The sequence below is a fragment of the Paraburkholderia sp. GAS448 genome (assembly GCF_050435685.1).
GTDB lineage: Bacteria > Pseudomonadota > Gammaproteobacteria > Burkholderiales > Burkholderiaceae > Paraburkholderia.
This window is the reverse complement of sequence record NZ_JBNDKT010000019.1, coordinates 71,293-90,517: the sequence shown is the minus strand read 5'-3', so window position 1 is coordinate 90,517 and position 19,225 is coordinate 71,293. Positions and strand designations below refer to the sequence as shown.

Genomic DNA, 19,225 nt, shown 5'->3' with positions numbered 1-19,225 from the left:
CGATTGTTTTCGTATTGCCTGGCAGTTGACCGTGTGTTGATGTCACCATAATATATGAACAGAAATGATAAAAATGTATTAAATTGGCGAGAGCGGTGCAGGGTTTTCCCTCCAGGGAAATCACTCAGAAGCCCGGTCAAACACAGGAGACAGGCGTTCTTATGCCGACCAATCAACTTATCCATCGCAGGGTCATCGTCACGGGCGGTGTTGGCGCGCTAGGGCGCCAGGTCGGCGCAGAACTGAGCGCGCGCGGTGCGCGCGTCGCGCTGGTGGATCGCGCTGCAAGCGTGGCGATCGACGGTGTCGAAGCGGTGTTCGGCAATGTCGATCTTGGCGATACAGCCAGTACCTCGAGCGCGTTTGAGCAGATCGCCGGGCGGCTCGGCGGGATTGACGCGCTGGTCAACATCGCGGGTGGCTTTGCGTGGGAAACGCTGGAGTCGGGCAGCATCGAAACGTGGGATCGTCTCTATGCGATGAACGTGCGCACGGCGGCGATCGCTTCGCATGAAGTCCTGCCCTATCTGCTGCGCGAGACGAGCGCACGCATCGTGAACGTCGGCGCATTGGCCGCCTTGAAGGCCGGTGTGGGCATGGGCGCGTACGCGGCGTCGAAGGCAGGCGTCGCGCGGCTCACCGAAGCGCTCGCGGAAGAACTGAAAGACCGGAACGTCACCGTCAATGCGGTGCTGCCGAGCATCATCGACACGCCCGCGAATCGTGCGGCTATGCCGGACGCCGATACGTCGCGCTGGGTCGCAGCGGACAAGCTTGCCGCGGTGATCGCCTTCCTGTTGTCGGACGATGCCAGTGCGGTGACCGGCGCGTGTCTGCCCGTAGCGGGGCGCGTGTAATGGGCGCCGCGCTTTCTCCCGATCAGAACACACAGCGGCAGCCCGAAGCCACGCTGAGCTGGAACGACGGTTTCCTGCTCGGCTTCGCGCCCATGGACGAGACGCATCATGAGTTCGTCGAATGCGTCGCCGCTTTGCAGCAATGCGACGAGGCGTCCTTACCCGAGACGCTCGCGGCTTTCGAAAATCATGCAGTCGCTCATTTCGAGCAGGAAGAGCAGTGGATGCAGGACACGAGCTTTCCCGCCGCCCAGTGTCACGCGGACGAACACGCGGCGGTTCTGCGCTCGGTGCGCGAAGTTGCACAGATGCTGCGTGACGGTGCCACCCGTCAGGTCGCGCGTGAACTCGCGGAAGCGCTCGCCGGCTGGTTTCCCGGCCACGCCGATTACATGGACGCGGCCTTGTCCCACTGGATGAGCAAACGCACCCACGGCGGCCTGCCAGTGGTCCTGCGGCGCGCCATGCCGGGCATCGCCGCCGCTGCGTCCGATTCATCCCTTCAAGCCGGAACCACTCGATGAGACTCGTCACTTTTCAATTGGCCGACGGCGTGCAACGCTCGGGCGCACTGTTCGACAACGATCAGGCGGTACTCGATTTGCGCGAGGCGAGCCGCATCGTGCGCGGCGGCGACAGTGTCGCGTTGGCGAGCGTGCAGGCATTGCTGACGGGCGGCGCGCCTTTGCTCGAAGAAGCCCGCGCGCTGCTGGCCCGCGCGCCCGCCGATGCGGTGCGCGAACGCAGCGCCGTGAAGCTGCTCGCGCCGATTCAACCGCCCACGCAGATGCGCGACTGCTCGTGCTTCGAACTGCACCTGCGGCAGAGCTTCGCCGCGGCGCGTCGTGCGCGCGCCTTGCGTACGCCCGACCCGGAAGCGACGCTGAAGGCGATGAATACGCGCGCCGACGATCGCGTAATCGACACCTTCAACCGTCAGCCGATCTACTACAAGTGCAACCGCTTCGCCGTGATCGGCCCCGACGACGACGTGATCTGGCCGGCCTACAGCAAGCTGCTCGACTTCGAACTCGAGTTCGGCTGCTACATCGGCCAGCGCGCGAAAGACGTCTCGCGCGAGAATGCGCGCGCGCACATCTACGGCTACACGATCTTCAACGACATTAGCGCACGCGACGCCCAGGCCACCGAAATGGGCGGCATGCTCGGGCCGGCCAAAGGCAAGGACTTCGATACGGCGAACGTGATGGGCCCGTGCCTCGTCACCGCCGACGAACTGGGCGACCCGTACGACCTGACCATGATTGCACGCGTCAACGGCGACGAATGGGGCCGCGGCAACACGCGCGACATGCGCTGGCAATTCGAGGACGTAATCGCGCATATTTCGCGCTCCGAGACTTTGCATCCGGGCGAGTTTCTGGGTTCAGGAACGGTCGGCAACGGCTGCGGACTTGAGCAGCTCCGTTATCTGAAGCCGGACGATGTGGTCGAACTGGAGGTGGAGGGCATCGGCGTATTGCGCAGCAGGATCGTGCGGCCGGTAGTGCAGGAGGTCGAAGCATGAGCGCCGCTCAAGCCGACGCCGCGCAACGGGCCCAAAGCACGCAGCCAGCGCTGTTAGCCGGTCTGAAAGTAATCGACTTTGCCACGGGCCTCGCAGGCAGCGCCACCGCGTTGTATCTCGCCGAAGCCGGCGCGGACGTCGTAAAAATCGAACGCCCACGCCATGAGGCCGAGCGCGACGCGGCACTTTTTCATGTGCTCGATCGCGGCAAGCGCCGCGTGACCGATGGCGACCCTGCCGCGCAGTGCGACCTGCTCGATAGCTTGCTGCCGGATGCGGACGTGCTAGTCCACGACCTCACGCCCGCGGAAGCTGCCGTATGGTCGCTGGACGATGAGGAATTGCGGCAACGCTATCCGGCGCTGGTCATCGCGAGCGTAGGCGGCTGGCCGCGCCGTCATGCGCTCGCAGACGCGCCCGTACGAGAGACATTGGTGCTGGCGCGTCTAGGCATTCTTGATGAACAACCCGGGCATCGGCCTGGTCCAGTATTTATCCGCATGCCCTTCGCCAGCTGGATCGCCAGCTGGCTGAGCGCGGTCGGCGTCATGGCGCGGCTGATCGCGCGCGAACGCGACGGGCAGGGCGGCATTGCACACACGAGTCTCGCGCAAGCCGCGCTCGTGCCGATGACGATGCACTGGTCGCGCGCCGCGCAGCCCACACCCGTGTTTGCCAAGGGGCTCGACAAGAGCGTGCCGATTCCGCTGCATCGCTGCGCGGACGACCGCTGGATTCACGTGCATTACTCACCCGACGCCGCGCCGTGGATGGCCGAAGCGATCGCCGCGATGGGCCCGGACGAGGTGGCGCGCGCCAACGCACAATGGCCGCCGAGCCATGTCGCGCCCAACTTTGGCGCGAATCGGGAAATCATCGCCACGCGCAACGCGCAGGATTGGGTCGAACATTTCTGGGCGCACGACGTGGCCGCGCAGATCGCCGCGCCGTTTGGCAAGATTTACGCCGACGAGCAGGCGCGGCTCAACGATTATGTCGTCGGCGTGGACGATCCGGTGCTCGGCAGCACGTCCCAACCCGGGCCTGCGTATCACGTCGATCCACCCGCGCGTGTGCGCGGACCCTTGCAAGCGCCAATGCCGGCCCACGACATCGGCTGGTCGGCGAACGGCCGCTTTAGCGCCACCGCGCGCGCGAGTTCCCTCGCCACCGACGGGGCCCACACGCAAAGCGCCGCGTCGGCGGCATCCCGGCCCCCGCTCGACGGCCTCAAGGTGCTGGACCTCGGGGCCTACCTCGCCGGTCCGTTTGCCTGCATGGTGCTCGCCGATCTCGGTGCCGACGTCATCAAGGTCGAGCCGCCCGCGGGCGACGCAATGCGACGGCTCGAGCGCGCCTTCGCCGGCACGCAGCGTGGCAAGCGCGGGCTTGCACTGAAGCTCGGCGCCGAAGGCAGCAAACCGGTCATCGAGGCGCTCGCGAACTGGGCAGACATCGTCCATCACAACGTGCGCCTTCCGGCGGCGCGCAAGCTCGGCATCGCGCCCGAGCAGTTGCGCGCAATCAAGCCGGCGCTCGTCTGCGCGCACGTCAGCTCGTATGGTCCGAAAGGCCCGCGTGCCGATTGGCCCGGGTTCGATCAGTTGATGCAGGCGGCGGTCGGCTGGGAAACGGAAGAGGGCGGCGAGGGCAATCCGCCGAGCTGGCTGCGCTTTGGCGTCGGCGATCATCTGGCGGCTTTGTCGTCGGTGTTCGCGGTGTTGCTCGCGCATCTCGCGCGCATGCGGACCGGCCAGGGACAGGCCGTCGCCTCGTCGCTGCTCGGTGCGATGACGATGACCGCGAGCGAAGCCGTCGTGATCGATCGGGAGCGCGCCTTGACGCCGATGGCGCATCTCGACGCGGGCCAGCACGGTATCGCGCCGACGCATCGCCTCTATCGCTGCAAGGATGGCTGGATCGCCGTGGCCGCGCTGAGCGCGGCGGAAGGCGACGCCTTCACGCGTATCGCAGGCAAGGAACCCGAAGCCGCGCTTGCCGCGCTCGACGTCACGGCGGCGCTGACCACATTGCACGCAGCGGGCGTACCCGCCGAGCCCGCATTGGAATTGCAAAGCGACGCCTTCCTCGACAGCGCCGACCATGCCGCCGCCGGGCTGCACGCTACGTACGGCCACGCCGTCTATGGCTCGCTGCAGCAGATCGGCGCGCTGTGGGACTTCGACGACTTGCCGCTCGTCATCGAACGGGCGCCGCCCGCGCTCGGCGAGCACAGCCGCGAGGTGCTGGAGATGCTGGGGTTTGACGCGCAACACATCGATGAGCTGGTCAATCAGGGCGTCACGCGCATTTAAGCGCCAAATTTGAGCGCCACGGAGACAAAGACAATGAACGAACTCGATTTCACCGGCAAGAACGTGCTGGTGGTGGGCGGCTCGAGCGGTATCGGTAACGGTATAGCCCAGGCATTCCTGGAACGCGGCGCGATGGTGCATGTATGGGGCACGCGCGCTTCGGTATCCGATTACGCGGACTCGACCGATTCGAATCTGAAGGGGCTGCACTACGCCCAGGTGGACGTGTCGGAGTCCGCCAATATCGAACGCTGCGCACTGCCGTTCGACAGGCTCGATGTGCTCGTGCAGGCGCAAGGCACGGTGTTATACGACCGTCAGGAGTTCAAGACGCCAGGCTTCAAAAAGGTGCTCGATATCAACCTCACCAGCCTGATGGCCTGTGCGGATCGTTGCTTCGAACCGTTGAAAGCGGCGCGCGGCGCGATGATCATCGTCAGCTCGGCAGCAGCCTTTCATTCGACGCGCGGCAATCCCGCGTATAACGCGTCGAAAACCGGCGCCTTCGGTCTGACACGCACCCTAGGCGAAGCGTGGGCACGCGACGGCATCCGCGTAAACGGCATCGCGCCCGGGCTCGTGGAAACCAAGCTCACGCGCGTGACGACCGCCGACCCGAAGCGGCTCGAAGGCGCGCTGCGGCGCATTCCGCTCGGCCGCCTCGGCACGCCCGCGGACATGGCCGGCGGCGCACTGTTCCTCGCGTCGCCGCTCTCCGCGTACATGCTCGGCCAGACCTTGCTGCTCGACGGCGGCATGTTGCTCGCCTGATTCTTATCCGCACGCTTACCTCGAAGAGGAATCGCATGTCCTGGGACTTTGAAACCGATCCTGACTTTCAGGCCGAACTCGACTGGATCGAGCAGTTCGTGCGCGAAGACGTCGAACCGCTCGAACATGTGTTGGGCAGCCCGTGGAATATCCACGACCCGAAGTTTCAGATTCTCGTGAAGCCGTTGCAGCAGCAGGTGAAAGATCGCAAGCTGTGGGCTTGCCACCTCGGGCCCGAACTCGACGGACCGGGCTACGGGCAGGTCAAGCTCGCGCTGATCAACGAGATTCTGGGCCGCGCGCTGTTCGCGCCGATCGTATTCGGCTGCCAGGCGCCCGATTCCGGCAATGCGGAAATTCTCGCGCATTACGGTACTGAGGCGCAGAAGGCGCGTTATCTCGCGCCCTTGCTGGCAGGCGATATCGTCTCCTGTTTCGCAATGACCGAACCGCAAGGCGGCGCCGATCCCAAGGTCTTCACGACCCGTGCGGTGCGCGACGGTAACGACTGGGTGATTAGCGGGCAGAAATGGTTTGCGTCGAACGCGCGGTTCGCGGACTTTTTCATCGTGATGGCGATCACCGATCCGGATGTCTCCGCCTACAAGGGCATGTCGATGTTCATCGTGCCGGCGGGCACACCGGGCTTGAGCATTCTGCGCAATGTCGGCATGGCCGACGAGCCCGAAGCGACGCACGCCTATCTGGCCTTCGACCAGGTGCGCGTGCCGGCCGACCACATGCTCGGCGCGCCCGGCGAGGCCTTCGCGGTCGCCCAGGTGCGGCTCGGCGGCGGCCGCGTGCATCACGCGATGCGCACCATCGGTCTGGCGCAGAAAGCGCTCGACGCCCTGTGCGAGCGCGTGCTGTCACGCCACACGCAGGGCAGCGTGCTCGCCGACAAACAGATGGTGCAGGAAAAGATCGCGGACTCGTGGCTCGAACTGGAGCAGTTCCGTTTGCTCGTGATGCGTACCGCGTGGCGCATCGATCGCTATCAGGATTACCAGAAGGTGCGTAAGGACATCGCCGCAGTGAAGGCGGCGATGCCGAAGGTGCTGCACGACATCGCAGCGCGCGCGCTGCATGTGCACGGTTCGATCGGCGCTTCTTCGGAAATGCCGTTCGCCGGCATGATCTCGCGCGCCTTCCAGATGGGTCTCGCCGACGGCCCGACCGAGGTGCACAAGGTCACCGTCGCCAAACAGTTGCTGCGTGACTATGAGCCGTGCGCGGACCTGTTCCCCGCCTACCACCGGCCGACCGCGGCCGCGGTAGCCGAGCGTAAATTCCGCGCCGCGCTCGGCTAACCCGCTCACAGGAGTAAGTGATGACGAATTCCGGCTGGCAGGCGGCCGTGGACCTCGAACGGCTCACGCAATGGATGGATGCGCAGTCACTCGAGAGCGGACCGATTGTCGACGCGCAGCCGCTCACGGGAGGCACGCAAAACATCCTGTTGCGCTTCAGACGCGGGGCACGCGAATTCGTCCTGCGCCGGCCGCCCTTGCACGCACGGCCGGAGGTGTGCGCGACCATCGCTCGCGAGGCGCGCGTGCTGGGTGCATTGGCAGGCACCGCGGTGCCGCATCCGGAGTTGTTCGGATCCTGTACCGACGATGCCGTGCTCGGCGCACCGTTCTATCTGATGGCGCCGGTCGAGGGCTTCAACGCTTCCGCTGCAGCGTTGCCGGATTTTCATGCGCAGCCGCAAGCGCAGCAACGCATGGGCTACTCGATGGTGGATGCGCTGCTGCGGCTCGGCGAAGTCGATCCGTTGGCCGTCGGTCTCGGCGACTTCGGTAAACCGCAGGGCTTCCTCGAACGGCAGGTCGCGCGTTGGCGCGCTCAACTGGAGCATTACCAGGTGCATGCGGGCTGGCCCGGCCCCGCTTCGCTGCCGGGTGTGGTCGAGGTGGCGGAGTGGCTCGACGCGAATCGCCCCGCACCATCGCGCACCGGCATCCTGCATGGCGATTTTCATCTGGCGAACGTGATGTTCCGCAACGACTCGGCGGAACTCGCGGCGATCATCGACTGGGAACTGGCCACCGTCGGCGATCCCTTGCTCGACCTCGGCTGGCTGGTGGCCACGTGGCCGAATGCCGAAGGTCAGGGTGCGGGAACGATACGCGTCACGCCGTGGCTCGAATTTCCGAGCGCCGCCGAACTCGTCGGCTACTACCGCGAGCGTAGCGATCGCGATTTATCCGCGATCGATTGGTACGTGGTGTTGGCGCGCTTCAAGCTCGGCATTCTGCTCGAAGGCAGTTATGCGCGGTCGTGCGCCGGGAAGTCGCCTGCGGAATTGGGCGGCAAGCATCGCGCGTCGGCCGTGCGCCTGCTCGGGCAGGCCAGGGATCTGATTGCACAAATGGCGTAACGTGAGGCAAGACAGCGACGCTTGAAGTATTCGACAAGAATAGAAACACGGAGACAGACATGGACATCCAGAACAAGCGTGTGATCGTGACGGGCTCGGCGAGCGGCATCGGTGCGAGTGCCGTGAAGGCGCTAGTCGCTGCCGGCGCGAAAGTGGCGGCACTCGATCTGAACGACGAAGCGGGCCGCAACATCGCCGCCGAGGCATCCGCAAAGGGACCGGGCGTGGCGCATTACTTCCGCTGCGACGTGAGCCAGCGCGCGCGGGTCGACGACGCATTCAAGGCGGCGGTGGAGCGCATCGGCGGGCTCGATGCGCTCGTGAATATCGCTGGCGTCGAGCGTAAATCGCCGGCTGAGTCGATCACCCAGGAAGATTGGGACCTGATGTTCGACGTCAACGCGCGCGGCACGCTCAATACCAATCAGGCCGCCTTCGCGCATCTGAAAGAACACGGCGGGCACATTATCAATTTCGCGTCGGCGGCGGGCGTGATGGGTGTGCCGGGTCTCGCGCACTATTCGGCGGCCAAGGCGGCGGTGCTTGGCTGGACTCGCACGGCGGCCAAAGAGTGGGGCAAGCACCGCATCACGGTCAATGCATTGGCGCCCGCCATGTGGACTCCGATGTACGAGAAATTCCGCGCCCGGCTGGATGCCGAACAACTCGCCGCGCACGACGCTTTCATGGCGCAGCAGATACCGCTCGGCGGGCGCCTCGGCGACCCCGACACGGCGATGGCGCCCGTGCTGCTCTTTCTCGTCAGCGACGGCGCGAACTTCATCACTGGACAGACGCTGGCGGTAGACGGCGGTCTGATGATTCCTTGAGCGCGGCGGCACGCAATGACTGAACGTCTACAAGGCCAGATCGCGTTGATTACTGGTGCCGCCAGCGGCATAGGCGCGGCGACGGCCCGGCGCATGTCGGCGGAAGGTGCCACGGTCGTGCTGGCTGATATCGACGCCGACGCCGGTGCTTCTCTGGCGCGGGAACTGGCGAATGCCTCGTTCGTGCGCACCGACGTGAGCGTTGAAGCACAGGTCGCTCAGGCGGTCGAGCATGCGTTGCAACAGCATGGGCGTCTCGATTGCATGGTGAACAACGCAGGATTGGTGGGCGCGTTCGGCTCGATCCTCGAGACTGACGCCGCCGCCTGGCACGCCACGCTTGCTGTGCTGCTCGATAGCGTCTTTTACGGCATCAAGCACGCCGGTCGCGCGATGGCGCGGCAAAAGAAGGGCTGCATTCTGTCGGTGGCCAGTACTGCGGGCGTAATCGGCGGCCTCGGCCCGCATGCGTACACCACAGCCAAACACGGTGTGATCGGGCTCACCCGATCTGCCGCCTCGGAGCTTGCGCCGCAAGGCGTGCGTGTGAACGCGGTCGCGCCGGGTACGACCGTGACCAACATGATCGTGCAGGGCCGTGGCAGCCTCGAAGCGGCGCTCGACGCAGCGGCTACGGCATCGCCGCTCGGTACGCCGCTGATGCCCGAGGAAATCGCCGCCGCGCTCGTCTACCTGGCAAGCGACGATGCGCGCCATGTCAACGCACACACGCTGGTCGTCGACTCCGGCGTGACGGTGGCGGGCTCAACCGGCAGCGGCCAGTTTCATCAGCGCGCGGCGGGTTTCATGGGCCGCATGCCGGAAGCAGTAGATCGAACAGACCGAACAGATTGAACTAATTGAGCAAAGCGCGCCGCGCATTGACGCGCCGTGCGCGCATTTCGAACATCACGCCGCGGCCCGCATGACATTCGCGTAGCGACGGCGTCCCTACACGGCCCAACACAGCCATCCCCCGCCATACCAGGAGAAAGACCATGCTGATCGACGTCCACGCCCATCTTTTCACCCCCGCGATGCTCAAGCGTCACGAATTCTGGGGCCCGTTCATGAAGACCAAAGGTCTGACCGTCGGTCATTTTTCGCTCGGCACGACGCAACCGTCAAAAGCGCGCGACGACGACGAAGCCGAAGCGAATCTGCTCGCGCGCATGACACACGAAGCGCGCCGCAAGCTGATGACCGAGCGCGGCGTCGACATGCTGGTGCTGTCCACGCCGTCGCATGCGTTCATGTACTGGGCCGGCGAATTCGGCGACGAATACGCGCGCATCTGTAACGACGAACTCTCGGCCTTCTGCGCAAAGGACCCGGAACATTTCGCGTTCTGGGCGCATGCGAACCTCGCCAATCCGACCGAGGCCGCACGCGAAATCGAACGCGCGGTAACGCAACTCGGTGCCAAGGGCGTGTGCGTGGGCGGCGCCAATTTCAATGGTCTGGAAGCGTATAGCGAAGAACTGTTCCCGGTGTGGGAGCAGCTTGAAAAGCTCGATGCGCCGATCATGGTGCACGGCTTCAACCAGTCGATCTACTGGGGTGAAAAGCATACCGACGACAAGTTCGAGACCACCTCGATCGTCGGCGACTGTTTCGACGAAACGCTGTTCTTCTGGAATCTGATCAACGGCGGCGCACTGGATACGTTCCCCGGCTTGAAGACCTACATCACGCATGCGGGCGGTATGGCGATTTTCCAGCTTGGACGCCTGAACGATCTCAATCGCGTGATGGCGCCGGACTCGCGCAACAAGCGTCCGGTGATGGACTATCTGCCGAACTTCTACTTCGACCTCGATGTGCATGCAACTGGCTTACGCCGCGGTGTGGTGGAGGTGGTGGGTGTGGAAAACCTGCTGTACGGCACGAATTTCGGCGGCGCGTACGAGCACGGCGATCTGACCGAAGGTCTCGGGCTTTCCGAAACCGATCGCGAGAAGATCCGCAGCGGCAACGCCATCAAGCTGCTGAAACTCGAGGTCAGCGAGCAGGTCGCCGCCTGAAGCGGTAGCGCGGGGAAAAACACATCGCGCAAGGAAGTCTGCAACGCGAGCCGGTGCGATGCCTTGTTGCACCGCGCCGGCGAGACTCGACAAAAAAGACGGAGACACGCGTATGACGACAGGCAACTGGTGGGCGGCGGCCCTTCGCGAATCGGTGAACGGCGACAAGCCGCTCGCGATCGTGTGCAATGGTGAGGCGCTGGTGTTGTTTCGCAATGCTGCGGGCGAATTGTGCGCGCTGGAGGATCGGTGTCCGCATCGGCGCGTGCCGCTTGCGCTCGGGACTGTCACGCCGAAGGGGCTGCAATGCGGTTATCACGGCTGGACCTTCAACGGCACCACCGGGATGTGCACCACGATTCCGAATCTGCGTGAGGACGAGCGCGTGCCGTCGCGTTACGGCGCGCGTACCTATCGGGTTGCCGAAAGCAATGGCTTCGTGCACGTATGGCTAGGCGAGGGCGGTCCCGCGGATGCGCCGCTGCCGAGCGCGGACTATCAGCCGCGGGGCAGCGAATTCAGCGGCGCGGCGGTAGTCAATATCGCCCATGACGAATATCTCGCTGCAATGCTCGACGGTCCCGAATGCCTGCTCGAATTCGGCAGCGTGCGTATGACCGATTTCTTCCTCGGCGACCCACGCGTGGAAGCAGGGCGTCTCGTGGTCGATCGCGGCGCGGTATGGACGACGCGGATGTTGCCGCCGGCCTTCGTCATCGATCATCCGCTGATTGTGCGCACGGCGGTGCCGCTCGAGGGCGGCACGATACGCGTCGAGCTGCTGGATGCGGACGAGGCACCGCTCGTGACGTTGTACATCGCGTCAAGCGTCAATCGGCGTGGCACCACCAGCCTATGCTGGCGTGGCTTCAGACACGACACCCGCGTGGCCGGCGCCCCGCTGCGCTGGCATCTCACCAGGCGTCGCGCACGCGCGCCGTTCCGGATACATCAAATGATCGACGGCGCCGCGCTGGCTGCGTTGTTGGTGGCGCCGTCGCGCGATCTGGCCGCGGCACGCGCCGCGCGGCGCGCGCCTATGAGCGAGGCCGCCTGAGTTGCTTTCCATTTCGACAAGGAGCATCGCACGATGAATGCCGCCACCGAAACACTCGCCGCCGATACGGCCAATCTCGTCGCCACCTCCGGCGGCGCGCCGTCCAGATCCGCGCGCCGCGACTGGACCCCGCTCAACTACGATCTGCGCGACGCCTGGTTTCCGGTCTCGCATAGCCGTGACGTGACGGAGAAACCGATTCGCCGCATCGTCCATTCGCAGCCGTATTTTCTGTGGCGGGACCACACGGGTAAGCCGTTCGCCGCGGAGTTTCGCCCCGAGCAACTGGAACAACGCCGTGCGCAGGCCAGCGCGTTCACCGGCGGCTCGGGTTTTTATCCAGTGGCGGAGCGCTATGGCTATATCTGGGCGTGGTACGGCAATCCGGATAACGCCGACGAGCAACTGCTGCCGCACATTCCGTTTCTGCCGCTCGACGGCAGCTTGCCCGGTTATACGCAACGCACGGTGCGCTTCGATTCGACCTCGGCACTCTCGATCGAAAACCTGATCGATCTCACGCATGCCGATTTTCTGCACGCGAATACGATCGGCGACGGCACCTCCGAGTCCGACATCGTCGAAACGGAATGGACCTCGGAGACAGTCACGCGCACACGCATCGTGACTCAGAAGTCGGTGGCGCCGATCATGCGCTGGGTCGGCGGCGTGCGCGCGAAGTACCAGGATTTTCGTGCGGTGCTGCACGTGCATTTGCGCAGCAACGTGTGCATTTCCTATCCGCGTTTCAGGCCCGGCTACGATGTGCCGAATCTGCAACCGTTCGTGCCGGTGGGCCGCCATCGCTCGCGCTGCGACGTCACCTTCAATACGACGGCGGCGCCGATTCCGTTGCGCTATGTAATGCCGCGAATCGCGTTCGTGATCCAGCCGCAGGACAACTCGGTGATCCGGCCGCAGAACGAGCGCTATTTCGATCCGGACGAGCGTCTCGATCTGCATTCGCGTTTCGATGCACCGGGAACGCGCTACCGCTTCCTGATGGATCAACTGGTGCAACGGCAGGCGCGCGGCGACTTCTCCTACGGATCGGACGCGGAACCGGGACGCGATATCGGCGCGCTGCTTGGCATGGTGGATTGACAAGGCTTGGCGAACGCCGACGCGGAAGCAGGCGTGCCTGCGTGAGGTCCGCTCCCGCACCCCGCCCTAGCGCGCCCGGACGAAATCGCGGCAGAGTGCGAAGAATGGATGGGTCTGGTCCGCAAAGGCCTGCACCACGTCGAAATGGTCGCAGTCGTCGATGCGGTAATGCGGCATGAAACGCTGGGCTTTGCCGAATGCCGTTTCGTAGGCGCGAGCCTGCTGATGAAACGCTGGCGTTTCGGCGCCGCCCACGGCGATCAATTGCGGCGCATCGGTCGCGGGCGGATGCCGTAACGCACTCACGGCGCGCGCCTGCTCACGGTCGAGTTGCAAACCTTCGTTGATCGAGGTTTCGTACAGCGGCTCCAGGTCGAACAGCGCCGAGATCAGGATCGCGCCGCTGAGCATCTGCTTTGGCAAATCGTCGCGGAGCGTATCCCAATGCGTCGCCATCATCCGCGCGGCGAGATGGCCGCCCGCCGAATGGCCGCTGACAAACCAGCGCTCGCGCGAGTACCCGAGCTCGCCGGCATGACGCCACAGCCATGCCAGCGCCCTTTGCGAGTGCGCGACGATCTCGTCGACCGACACCGCCGGACACAACGTGTAGTTCACCAGCACGACCGATACACCTTCGGCCACGAACGGCTCGGCCACGAAGCTATAGACCGACTTGTCGCCGCGCTGCCAGAAGCCGCCGTGAAAGAAAATCAGCAGCGGCGCATCGGCGGACGCTGCGGGAAAATAGTCCAGACGATCCCGCGGCCCCGGACCGTACGCGACATCCAGTTGCGCGCCGGGCGAGTTCCTGAATGCGGCTGAACGTGTCAGCCATTCCTGCAGCAGGCTCGCCTCGAAATCGGGCCGCAGCAGACGCATGTTGTACTGCGCCTCGAGTTCGGCGGAAAGCGGAGTCGTCGTGGACGGTTTCATGGCGTGATCACAGCGGAGCGAACCCGAGCGCCTGACGGAAGCGATTCTTCACGAAGACACCATCGCGCGACGGCAAGGCACGCGGCAACTCGTCGGCTTCGACATGCACCTGCGCGAAGTTCAGTCCAGTGCGCGCGTTGATCCGCGCGGCCAACGCCTCGACGCCGTCGAGCGAGTGAATTTCGGCAGCCTGTTCGATGCCGCATGCCCGCGCCACCTGCGCGAGCTTTGTCCCAAGACTGCTATGGCTGCGCTGCATGCCCGTTTCGCCGAAGTGTCCGTTGTCGAGCACGACCACGGACAGATTGGGCGGCTGCTGTGCGCCGGCGGTTGCGAGGCTGCCGACGCCCATCAACTGTTCGCCGTCGCCGGTAATCGCCAGCACAGGGCGAGCGGGTTGCGCGAGCGCGAGGCCCAACGCGATGGAGGTCGAGCCGCCCATTGCGCCCCAGAGATAGAAGTAGCGGTCCGAGTCGCCGGAAGCAAACACGTCGTAAGTCGGCGAGCCGAGACCTGTCACCACCAGCGCGTTCGGGCACAGCGCGAGCAGGCGCGCGACGAAATCGCGGCGATCGATCGACGCGGAACAAGCGATGGAAGAGGAGGTGTTCATTTGCGTTCCCACTTTTTGCGTCCGATGAGGCGCTGCGACAGCAGCACGGCAACCTGCTGACCGCCTTCGAAGGCGGCGTCGAGTCCGGCGGACACCATGTCTTCGACTTCGTCAGGTGTCGAAGCACGCAGTACGGTGATCCCCATCAATTCGAGCGCCCCCTGGGTCGCCTGGCCCATTGGGCATTGCCACGGGTTGAACTCGGCGTATTCGCCGCGCATCGTCACCAGGGTAAGAAACGGGAAGCGACAGCTCTGCAGCAGCGAGAACATGTTCACGCAATTGCCAACGCCGCTGCTTTGCATCAGCAGCACCGCGCGCTGGCCGCCGAGCCATGCGCCGCTCGTGAGCGCGACGCCTTCCTCTTCGGTGGTCAGCACGATGTCGCGCATCTGCGGGTCCTGCTGGACACGGCGGATCACGTGCGCGTGGCCGGCATCCGGCACATAAGCGACCTGGCGCACGCCGCCACTCTTCAGAATGGAGAAAATGTTCTCCTGCCAGTTCGATACTGGCGACTCGGTTGTGCTCATGTCTCCTCGTGAGTCCGTGAATGTGTAGCGCTATGCTAGGGTGAGAGACGGGCGCAGCGCCAATAACAAAGGTTGCTGGTGATATCAGCTTTTGGCATGGACGAGCGCAGCGCCTCGCGCCTTCAGCGCATCACGAACGGATTGGCGCTGCCCGCGCCCGTGTTGATCCACACGCTCTTGGTTTGCAGGTACTCGTGGATCGCCTGGGCGCCGTTCTCGCGCCCCAGACCCGAGTCTTTATAGCCGCCGAACGGCGACATGAAACTGACCGCGCGATAGGCATTGACCCAGACCGTGCCGGCTTGCAGCCGCTCCGACACGCGAAACGCGCGGCCGATGTCCGACGTCCAGACTCCCGAGCCGAGTCCGAAGCGCACGTCGTTGGCAATGCGCAGCGCGTCGTGTTCGTCCCTGAAGCGAATGATCGAGAGCACCGGGCCGAACACCTCTTCCTGAGCGATGCGCATGCTGTTATCGACGTCGCCGAAAATAGTCGGCTCGACAAACCAGCCGCGTCCGCATTCGGGCCGCGTGCCGGCGCTGCCGCCGAGCAGGAGCGTGGCGCCTTCGGACTGTGCGGTATCGATGTAGCGCAGCACCTTGTCGTATTGGGGACGCGTGGTGATCGGGCCGACCTGTGTATCCGCCGACATCGGGTCGCCCATGCGCGCCGTGCGGGCGAGATTCAACAATCGCTCGACGAATGTGTCGTAGATCGAGTCCTGCAGCAGCAGCCGTGACCCGGCGATGCAGGTTTGCCCGGTCGCGGCGAAGATGCCGGCGACCGCGCCATTGACGGCGTCGTCGAGATTCGCATCGGCGAACACGATGTTCGGCGACTTGCCGCCCAGCTCCAGACTCACGTGCTTGAAGTGCCGCGCGGCGGTTTCGTTGATCGCGCGTCCGGTGCTGTCCGCGCCGGTGAAGGTGATTTTGCGTACCAGCGGATGTTCGACGAGCGCCGCGCCCACATCGCGCCCGAAACCGGTTACGACGTTGACCACCCCCGGCGGAAAGCCGGCCTCGGCGAACAGTCTGACGAACTCCAGCGCGGACGCCGAAGTGAATTCCGACGGTTTGATCACGACCGTGCAACCCGCGGCGAGCGCCGGCGCGATCTTCCACGCCGTGAGCAGCAACGGCGAGTTCCAGGGCGTAATCGCTGCGACTACGCCGAGCGGTTCATGGCGCGTGAAGTTGAAGAAGCCCTTTTTATCGAGCGGAATCACGCTGCCTTCGATCTTGTCCGCGAGACCGCCGAAATAATAGAACCACTGCGGGATGTAGTTCAGTTGCCCGGCCATTTCGGCGAGCAGCTTGCCGTTGTCGCGCACTTCGATGGCAGCAAGTTTTTGCGCGTCGCGTGCGATCAGGTCGCCCAGCCGGCGCAGCAGCTCACCGCGTTGCGTCGCGGTCAACTGCGGCCATGCGCCGCTCGTGAAGGCGCAGTGCGCGGCCTGAACGGCAAGATCGGCGTCGACGGCGGAGCCTTCGGCGATTTCCGCCCATGCGTCACCGGTGTACGGGTTGCGCGATTCGAACCAGCGTTGGCTTTGCGGCGGCGTATCCTGGCCGTCGATGTAATGCACATAGCGTTGCATGTCGATTCCTGTTTCGAAAGAGGGCGTGGCGGTGAGCCCGCTCAAGCGGCTTCGTCGACCACTGGATTGCTCAGCGTGCCGATGCCTTCGATGGTGATGTCGCAGACGTCACCGCCATTGAGCGGGCCGACGCCGGATGGCGTGCCGGTGAGGATCACGTCGCCGGGCAGCAGTGTGACCGCCTGACTCAGATAGGACACGATGAACGGCACGGAGAAGAGCAGGTCCGACGTGTTGCCGTCCTGGCGCTTTGTGCCGTTGACACTCGACTGCACGCGCAAATTACCGGCGTCGAGTCCCGTGGCGATGACGGGTCCGAGCGGGCAAAAGGTATCGAAGGCCTTGCCGACCAGCAAACAGCCGTAACCCATTTCGCGGTTCTGGATCACACGTTCGCTCACGTCGTTCGCACAGGTGTAGCCGAACACGTAGTCGAGCGCCTGGGCGATATCGATACGGCGGCCCTTTTTGCCGATCACGATGGCCAGTTCCGCCTCGTGATGAACCACCTGGGCCTCGCGTGGCCGGACAATGGCTTCATCCGGGCCGATTGCCGCCGTCGTCGGCATCATGAAGAATTGGGGAATTTCGGGTGTCTTCGCGTCGGCCTCGGCGATGTGACCGACGTAGTTCATGCCGACCGCGAACAGTCTGGGGGCGGCCAGCTGGCAGAGGATTTTCGCGTCGGCCAACGCATCCGTCGGGCCGACCGGCGTGATGCCATCGAAAGGCGAGCCGCTCAGGCGCTCCAGATGCTCGCCTTCGAGCACACCATAGTGAACGGCGTCGTGCAATTGATAGCGGGCGATTTTCATGGGGTGTCCTGAGGGTGTTCTACAGCTTGCCGAACTCGAGGAAAGCGTCATACGGATCGCGACCGCTGCGGATGGCCGTACGCATGCGTGAATCCGTGCTCATGGTCTTGACCGTTTCGGTGATGACGAACTCCGCGTGTTCGCGCTCGATCAGGAGCGTGCCGTCGCGATCGCCGAGAAGGTAATCGCCGGGCGACACGGTGACGCCGCCGATGACAACCGGCACATCGGTAGCTTCCAGACGCCAACTGCCGACGATGTCGATCGGGCTGGCATAGCGGGCGAAAACCGGGAAACCGATGACTTCGATTTCGTCCGCATCGCGTGAACCGCCGTCGATGTAATAACCGCGGATGCCGCGCTGCTTGAGGGCCTCGGCGGCGAGATCGCCCATCGCCGATCGCGCATGGTCATGCGGCTGGCACGCAACGACGTGGTCGCGCGGCGCGCCCGACAGAACCTTGGAGATGAAGAGTTCGAGCGATTCGCTGACCGAAATGGTCGGGTCGGTGCGGCCGGTGACGGTAAATACCGGTCCGGCCAGTTTCATATTGGGTGCGAGGCCCTTGATGTCGCGCGGCAGTTCGTGGACGGGCAGGCCGTGGATGCGGAGGACGTCAAAAAGGCCGGGCGTGCTGCAGGTGGCCAGTTGATCGGCGAGTGAGGTCATTGGAGTTCTCTTTGCCAAAGGGCGGATAACGCGGATGTGCGCGTACGGTGTGTTGTCTCCTGGCGGCGCATCCGCGGCTAAGGGATTCTAGGAGCCGCGTCGGCGGCATGTCGAATCACAAAAGTTGATGCTTCGATCAGTCCGGGGTATGGCTGGGCCCAATCCACCGCGCGCCTTCCCACTCGCCGCTGCAAGCGATCTCTCTCACGCAGTTCTGCAGCACGGTGGTGGCACATCTAACCGCTGTGGACGACCTTCTCGTCGTCGGGATTGCCAGATAAATCCGCCTTAAAAAGGCTTCTCCGTCGATCCGTGCCGCGCTGAACACCCCACGTTCGATCTCCTGCTGAACGGCAACGCGAGGCATCACCGTCGCGCCGTATCCCTGGGCGACTAGCGCTTTCTGCACACTCAAAGCATTGGTCTCGGCAGCAAAGGTGATTTCGACTCCGGCTACCGCGCAGGCATGTTCGACCAGGCTCCGCAGCCGATGCGGCGCACTGGGCAGAACCAGTGGTGCTTCTCCAAGTGCCGCAACGGAAACCGGATAATCGTCGCTCAGGCAAATCGACGCCAACCCAACAAGGCTCAGCGACTCTTCGACCAAAGGTTTGACATCCAAAGCTGGCGAAGCCGCCGGGTCGTACAGCAGCGCGGCGTCGATCTCGCCACTTTCGAGCCAGCGCTGCAAATGATCGGTATAGCCCACCGACAGCGACACTCGTATCTGCGGAAACGCCCGCTGCAAGGCGCCCACCAGCGGCGCGGTCAGCAACTCGCAACTACTGGGTAGCAGACCTAAACTCACCGCGCCGGACACGAGTCCAGGTGTCGGCCGGATCTCCTGCTGCGCCGACTCCAACTCACGCAGCGCTCGCCGCGCTCGATCGAGCAGGATATGGCCGGCTTCGGTCAACTGCATGCCGCGGCGATCGCGCTCGAATAACGGTGCGCCTACGTCGTCCTCGAGCAACTTCAATTGCCGCGACACCGCGGGTTGCACGATGTGCAGCAACTCGGCGGCGCGCGTCGCACTGCCTGTGTCGGCGATCGCGAGGAAAGTGCGGATCTGGCGGATATCCATGGCAAGTCCGGTAGTTCAAACACACGCTGCATGAAATCGACCACCACGCATGTCAGTGCGTAATACGGCGATCAGTTTTTGTCATTCGACAACGAATTGCACGC

At 64.2% G+C, this 19,225-nt stretch carries 19 protein-coding genes; 12 read left to right on the top strand and 7 right to left on the bottom strand.

Features of this window, described 5'->3' with window-relative positions; translation table 11 throughout:
• Nucleotides 1–161: 161 nt before the first annotated feature.
• From P3T23_RS29100 to P3T23_RS29045, 12 genes are all read left to right on the top strand, one after another.
• Nucleotides 162–857, top strand: coding sequence for an SDR family NAD(P)-dependent oxidoreductase (locus P3T23_RS29100; RefSeq protein ID WP_429319549.1), 696 nt, complete (start codon nucleotides 162–164; stop codon nucleotides 855–857).
• On the top strand, nucleotides 830–1,381 hold the full coding sequence (locus tag P3T23_RS29095) for a bacteriohemerythrin (protein ID WP_429319548.1): 552 nt from the start codon (nucleotides 830–832) through the stop codon (nucleotides 1,379–1,381). Before P3T23_RS29100 ends, P3T23_RS29095 begins: the two co-directional genes overlap by 28 nt.
• Entirely contained in the window at nucleotides 1,378–2,385 is a 1,008-nt protein-coding gene (locus P3T23_RS29090) for a fumarylacetoacetate hydrolase family protein (RefSeq protein ID WP_429319547.1), read from the top strand. Before P3T23_RS29095 ends, P3T23_RS29090 begins: the two co-directional genes overlap by 4 nt.
• The gene (locus P3T23_RS29085; protein WP_429319546.1) at nucleotides 2,382–4,700 is read left to right on the top strand and encodes a CoA transferase; all 2,319 of its coding nucleotides are present in this window, start codon (nucleotides 2,382–2,384) and stop codon (nucleotides 4,698–4,700) included. Before P3T23_RS29090 ends, P3T23_RS29085 begins: the two co-directional genes overlap by 4 nt.
• A 33-nt stretch (nucleotides 4,701–4,733) precedes the next feature.
• Nucleotides 4,734–5,471: an SDR family NAD(P)-dependent oxidoreductase gene (locus P3T23_RS29080; protein WP_429319545.1), complete on the top strand. Its 738-nt coding sequence runs from the start codon at nucleotides 4,734–4,736 to the stop codon at nucleotides 5,469–5,471.
• Between the two features lie 35 nt (nucleotides 5,472–5,506).
• Entirely contained in the window at nucleotides 5,507–6,781 is a 1,275-nt protein-coding gene (locus tag P3T23_RS29075; RefSeq protein ID WP_429319544.1) for an acyl-CoA dehydrogenase family protein, read from the top strand.
• A 20-nt stretch (nucleotides 6,782–6,801) separates the two neighbouring features.
• Nucleotides 6,802–7,854 carry a phosphotransferase family protein gene (locus tag P3T23_RS29070; protein WP_429319543.1) on the top strand — a complete coding sequence of 351 codons (1,053 nt, stop codon included), beginning with the start codon at nucleotides 6,802–6,804 and terminating at the stop codon, nucleotides 7,852–7,854.
• A gap of 59 nt (nucleotides 7,855–7,913) precedes the next feature.
• Nucleotides 7,914–8,684 (top strand): SDR family NAD(P)-dependent oxidoreductase, encoded by a 771-nt coding sequence (locus P3T23_RS29065; protein ID WP_429319542.1) that lies wholly within the window; start codon nucleotides 7,914–7,916, stop codon nucleotides 8,682–8,684.
• A 15-nt stretch (nucleotides 8,685–8,699) separates the two neighbouring features.
• Nucleotides 8,700–9,539, top strand: coding sequence for an SDR family oxidoreductase (locus P3T23_RS29060; RefSeq protein ID WP_429319541.1), 840 nt, complete (start codon nucleotides 8,700–8,702; stop codon nucleotides 9,537–9,539).
• A gap of 143 nt (nucleotides 9,540–9,682) precedes the next feature.
• Nucleotides 9,683–10,708 carry an amidohydrolase family protein gene (locus P3T23_RS29055; RefSeq protein ID WP_429319540.1) on the top strand — a complete coding sequence of 342 codons (1,026 nt, stop codon included), beginning with the start codon at nucleotides 9,683–9,685 and terminating at the stop codon, nucleotides 10,706–10,708.
• A 112-nt stretch (nucleotides 10,709–10,820) separates the two neighbouring features.
• Entirely contained in the window at nucleotides 10,821–11,765 is a 945-nt protein-coding gene (locus P3T23_RS29050; RefSeq protein ID WP_429319539.1) for a Rieske 2Fe-2S domain-containing protein, read from the top strand.
• A gap of 33 nt (nucleotides 11,766–11,798) precedes the next feature.
• On the top strand, nucleotides 11,799–12,869 hold the full coding sequence (locus tag P3T23_RS29045) for an oxygenase (protein ID WP_429319538.1): 1,071 nt from the start codon (nucleotides 11,799–11,801) through the stop codon (nucleotides 12,867–12,869).
• A 66-nt stretch (nucleotides 12,870–12,935) separates the two neighbouring features.
• On the opposite strand, the gene P3T23_RS29040 is transcribed toward P3T23_RS29045, so the two are convergent.
• The 7 genes from P3T23_RS29040 to P3T23_RS29010 form a co-directional block, all read right to left on the bottom strand.
• Nucleotides 12,936–13,805: an alpha/beta hydrolase gene (locus P3T23_RS29040; RefSeq protein ID WP_429319537.1), complete on the bottom strand. Its 870-nt coding sequence runs from the start codon at nucleotides 13,803–13,805 to the stop codon at nucleotides 12,936–12,938.
• A 7-nt stretch (nucleotides 13,806–13,812) separates the two neighbouring features.
• Entirely contained in the window at nucleotides 13,813–14,418 is a 606-nt protein-coding gene (locus tag P3T23_RS29035) for a thiamine pyrophosphate-dependent enzyme (protein WP_429319536.1), read from the bottom strand.
• Entirely contained in the window at nucleotides 14,415–14,951 is a 537-nt protein-coding gene (locus P3T23_RS29030) for a phosphonopyruvate decarboxylase (protein WP_429319535.1), read from the bottom strand. Before P3T23_RS29030 ends, P3T23_RS29035 begins: the two co-directional genes overlap by 4 nt.
• 122 nt (nucleotides 14,952–15,073) lie before the next feature.
• Nucleotides 15,074–16,552 carry an aldehyde dehydrogenase gene (locus P3T23_RS29025; protein WP_429319534.1) on the bottom strand — a complete coding sequence of 493 codons (1,479 nt, stop codon included), beginning with the start codon at nucleotides 16,550–16,552 and terminating at the stop codon, nucleotides 15,074–15,076.
• A gap of 41 nt (nucleotides 16,553–16,593) precedes the next feature.
• Nucleotides 16,594–17,367, bottom strand: coding sequence for a fumarylacetoacetate hydrolase family protein (locus tag P3T23_RS29020; protein ID WP_429319533.1), 774 nt, complete (start codon nucleotides 17,365–17,367; stop codon nucleotides 16,594–16,596).
• A 19-nt stretch (nucleotides 17,368–17,386) separates the two neighbouring features.
• A complete protein-coding gene (locus P3T23_RS29015) occupies nucleotides 17,387–18,037 on the bottom strand; it encodes an RraA family protein (protein ID WP_429319532.1) in 651 nt (216 codons plus the stop codon).
• Nucleotides 18,038–18,173: 136 nt separating this feature from the next.
• Nucleotides 18,174–19,121, bottom strand: a complete 948-nt coding sequence (locus P3T23_RS29010) for a LysR family transcriptional regulator (protein WP_429319531.1) — start codon at nucleotides 19,119–19,121, stop codon at nucleotides 18,174–18,176.
• Nucleotides 19,122–19,225 lie beyond the last annotated feature (104 nt).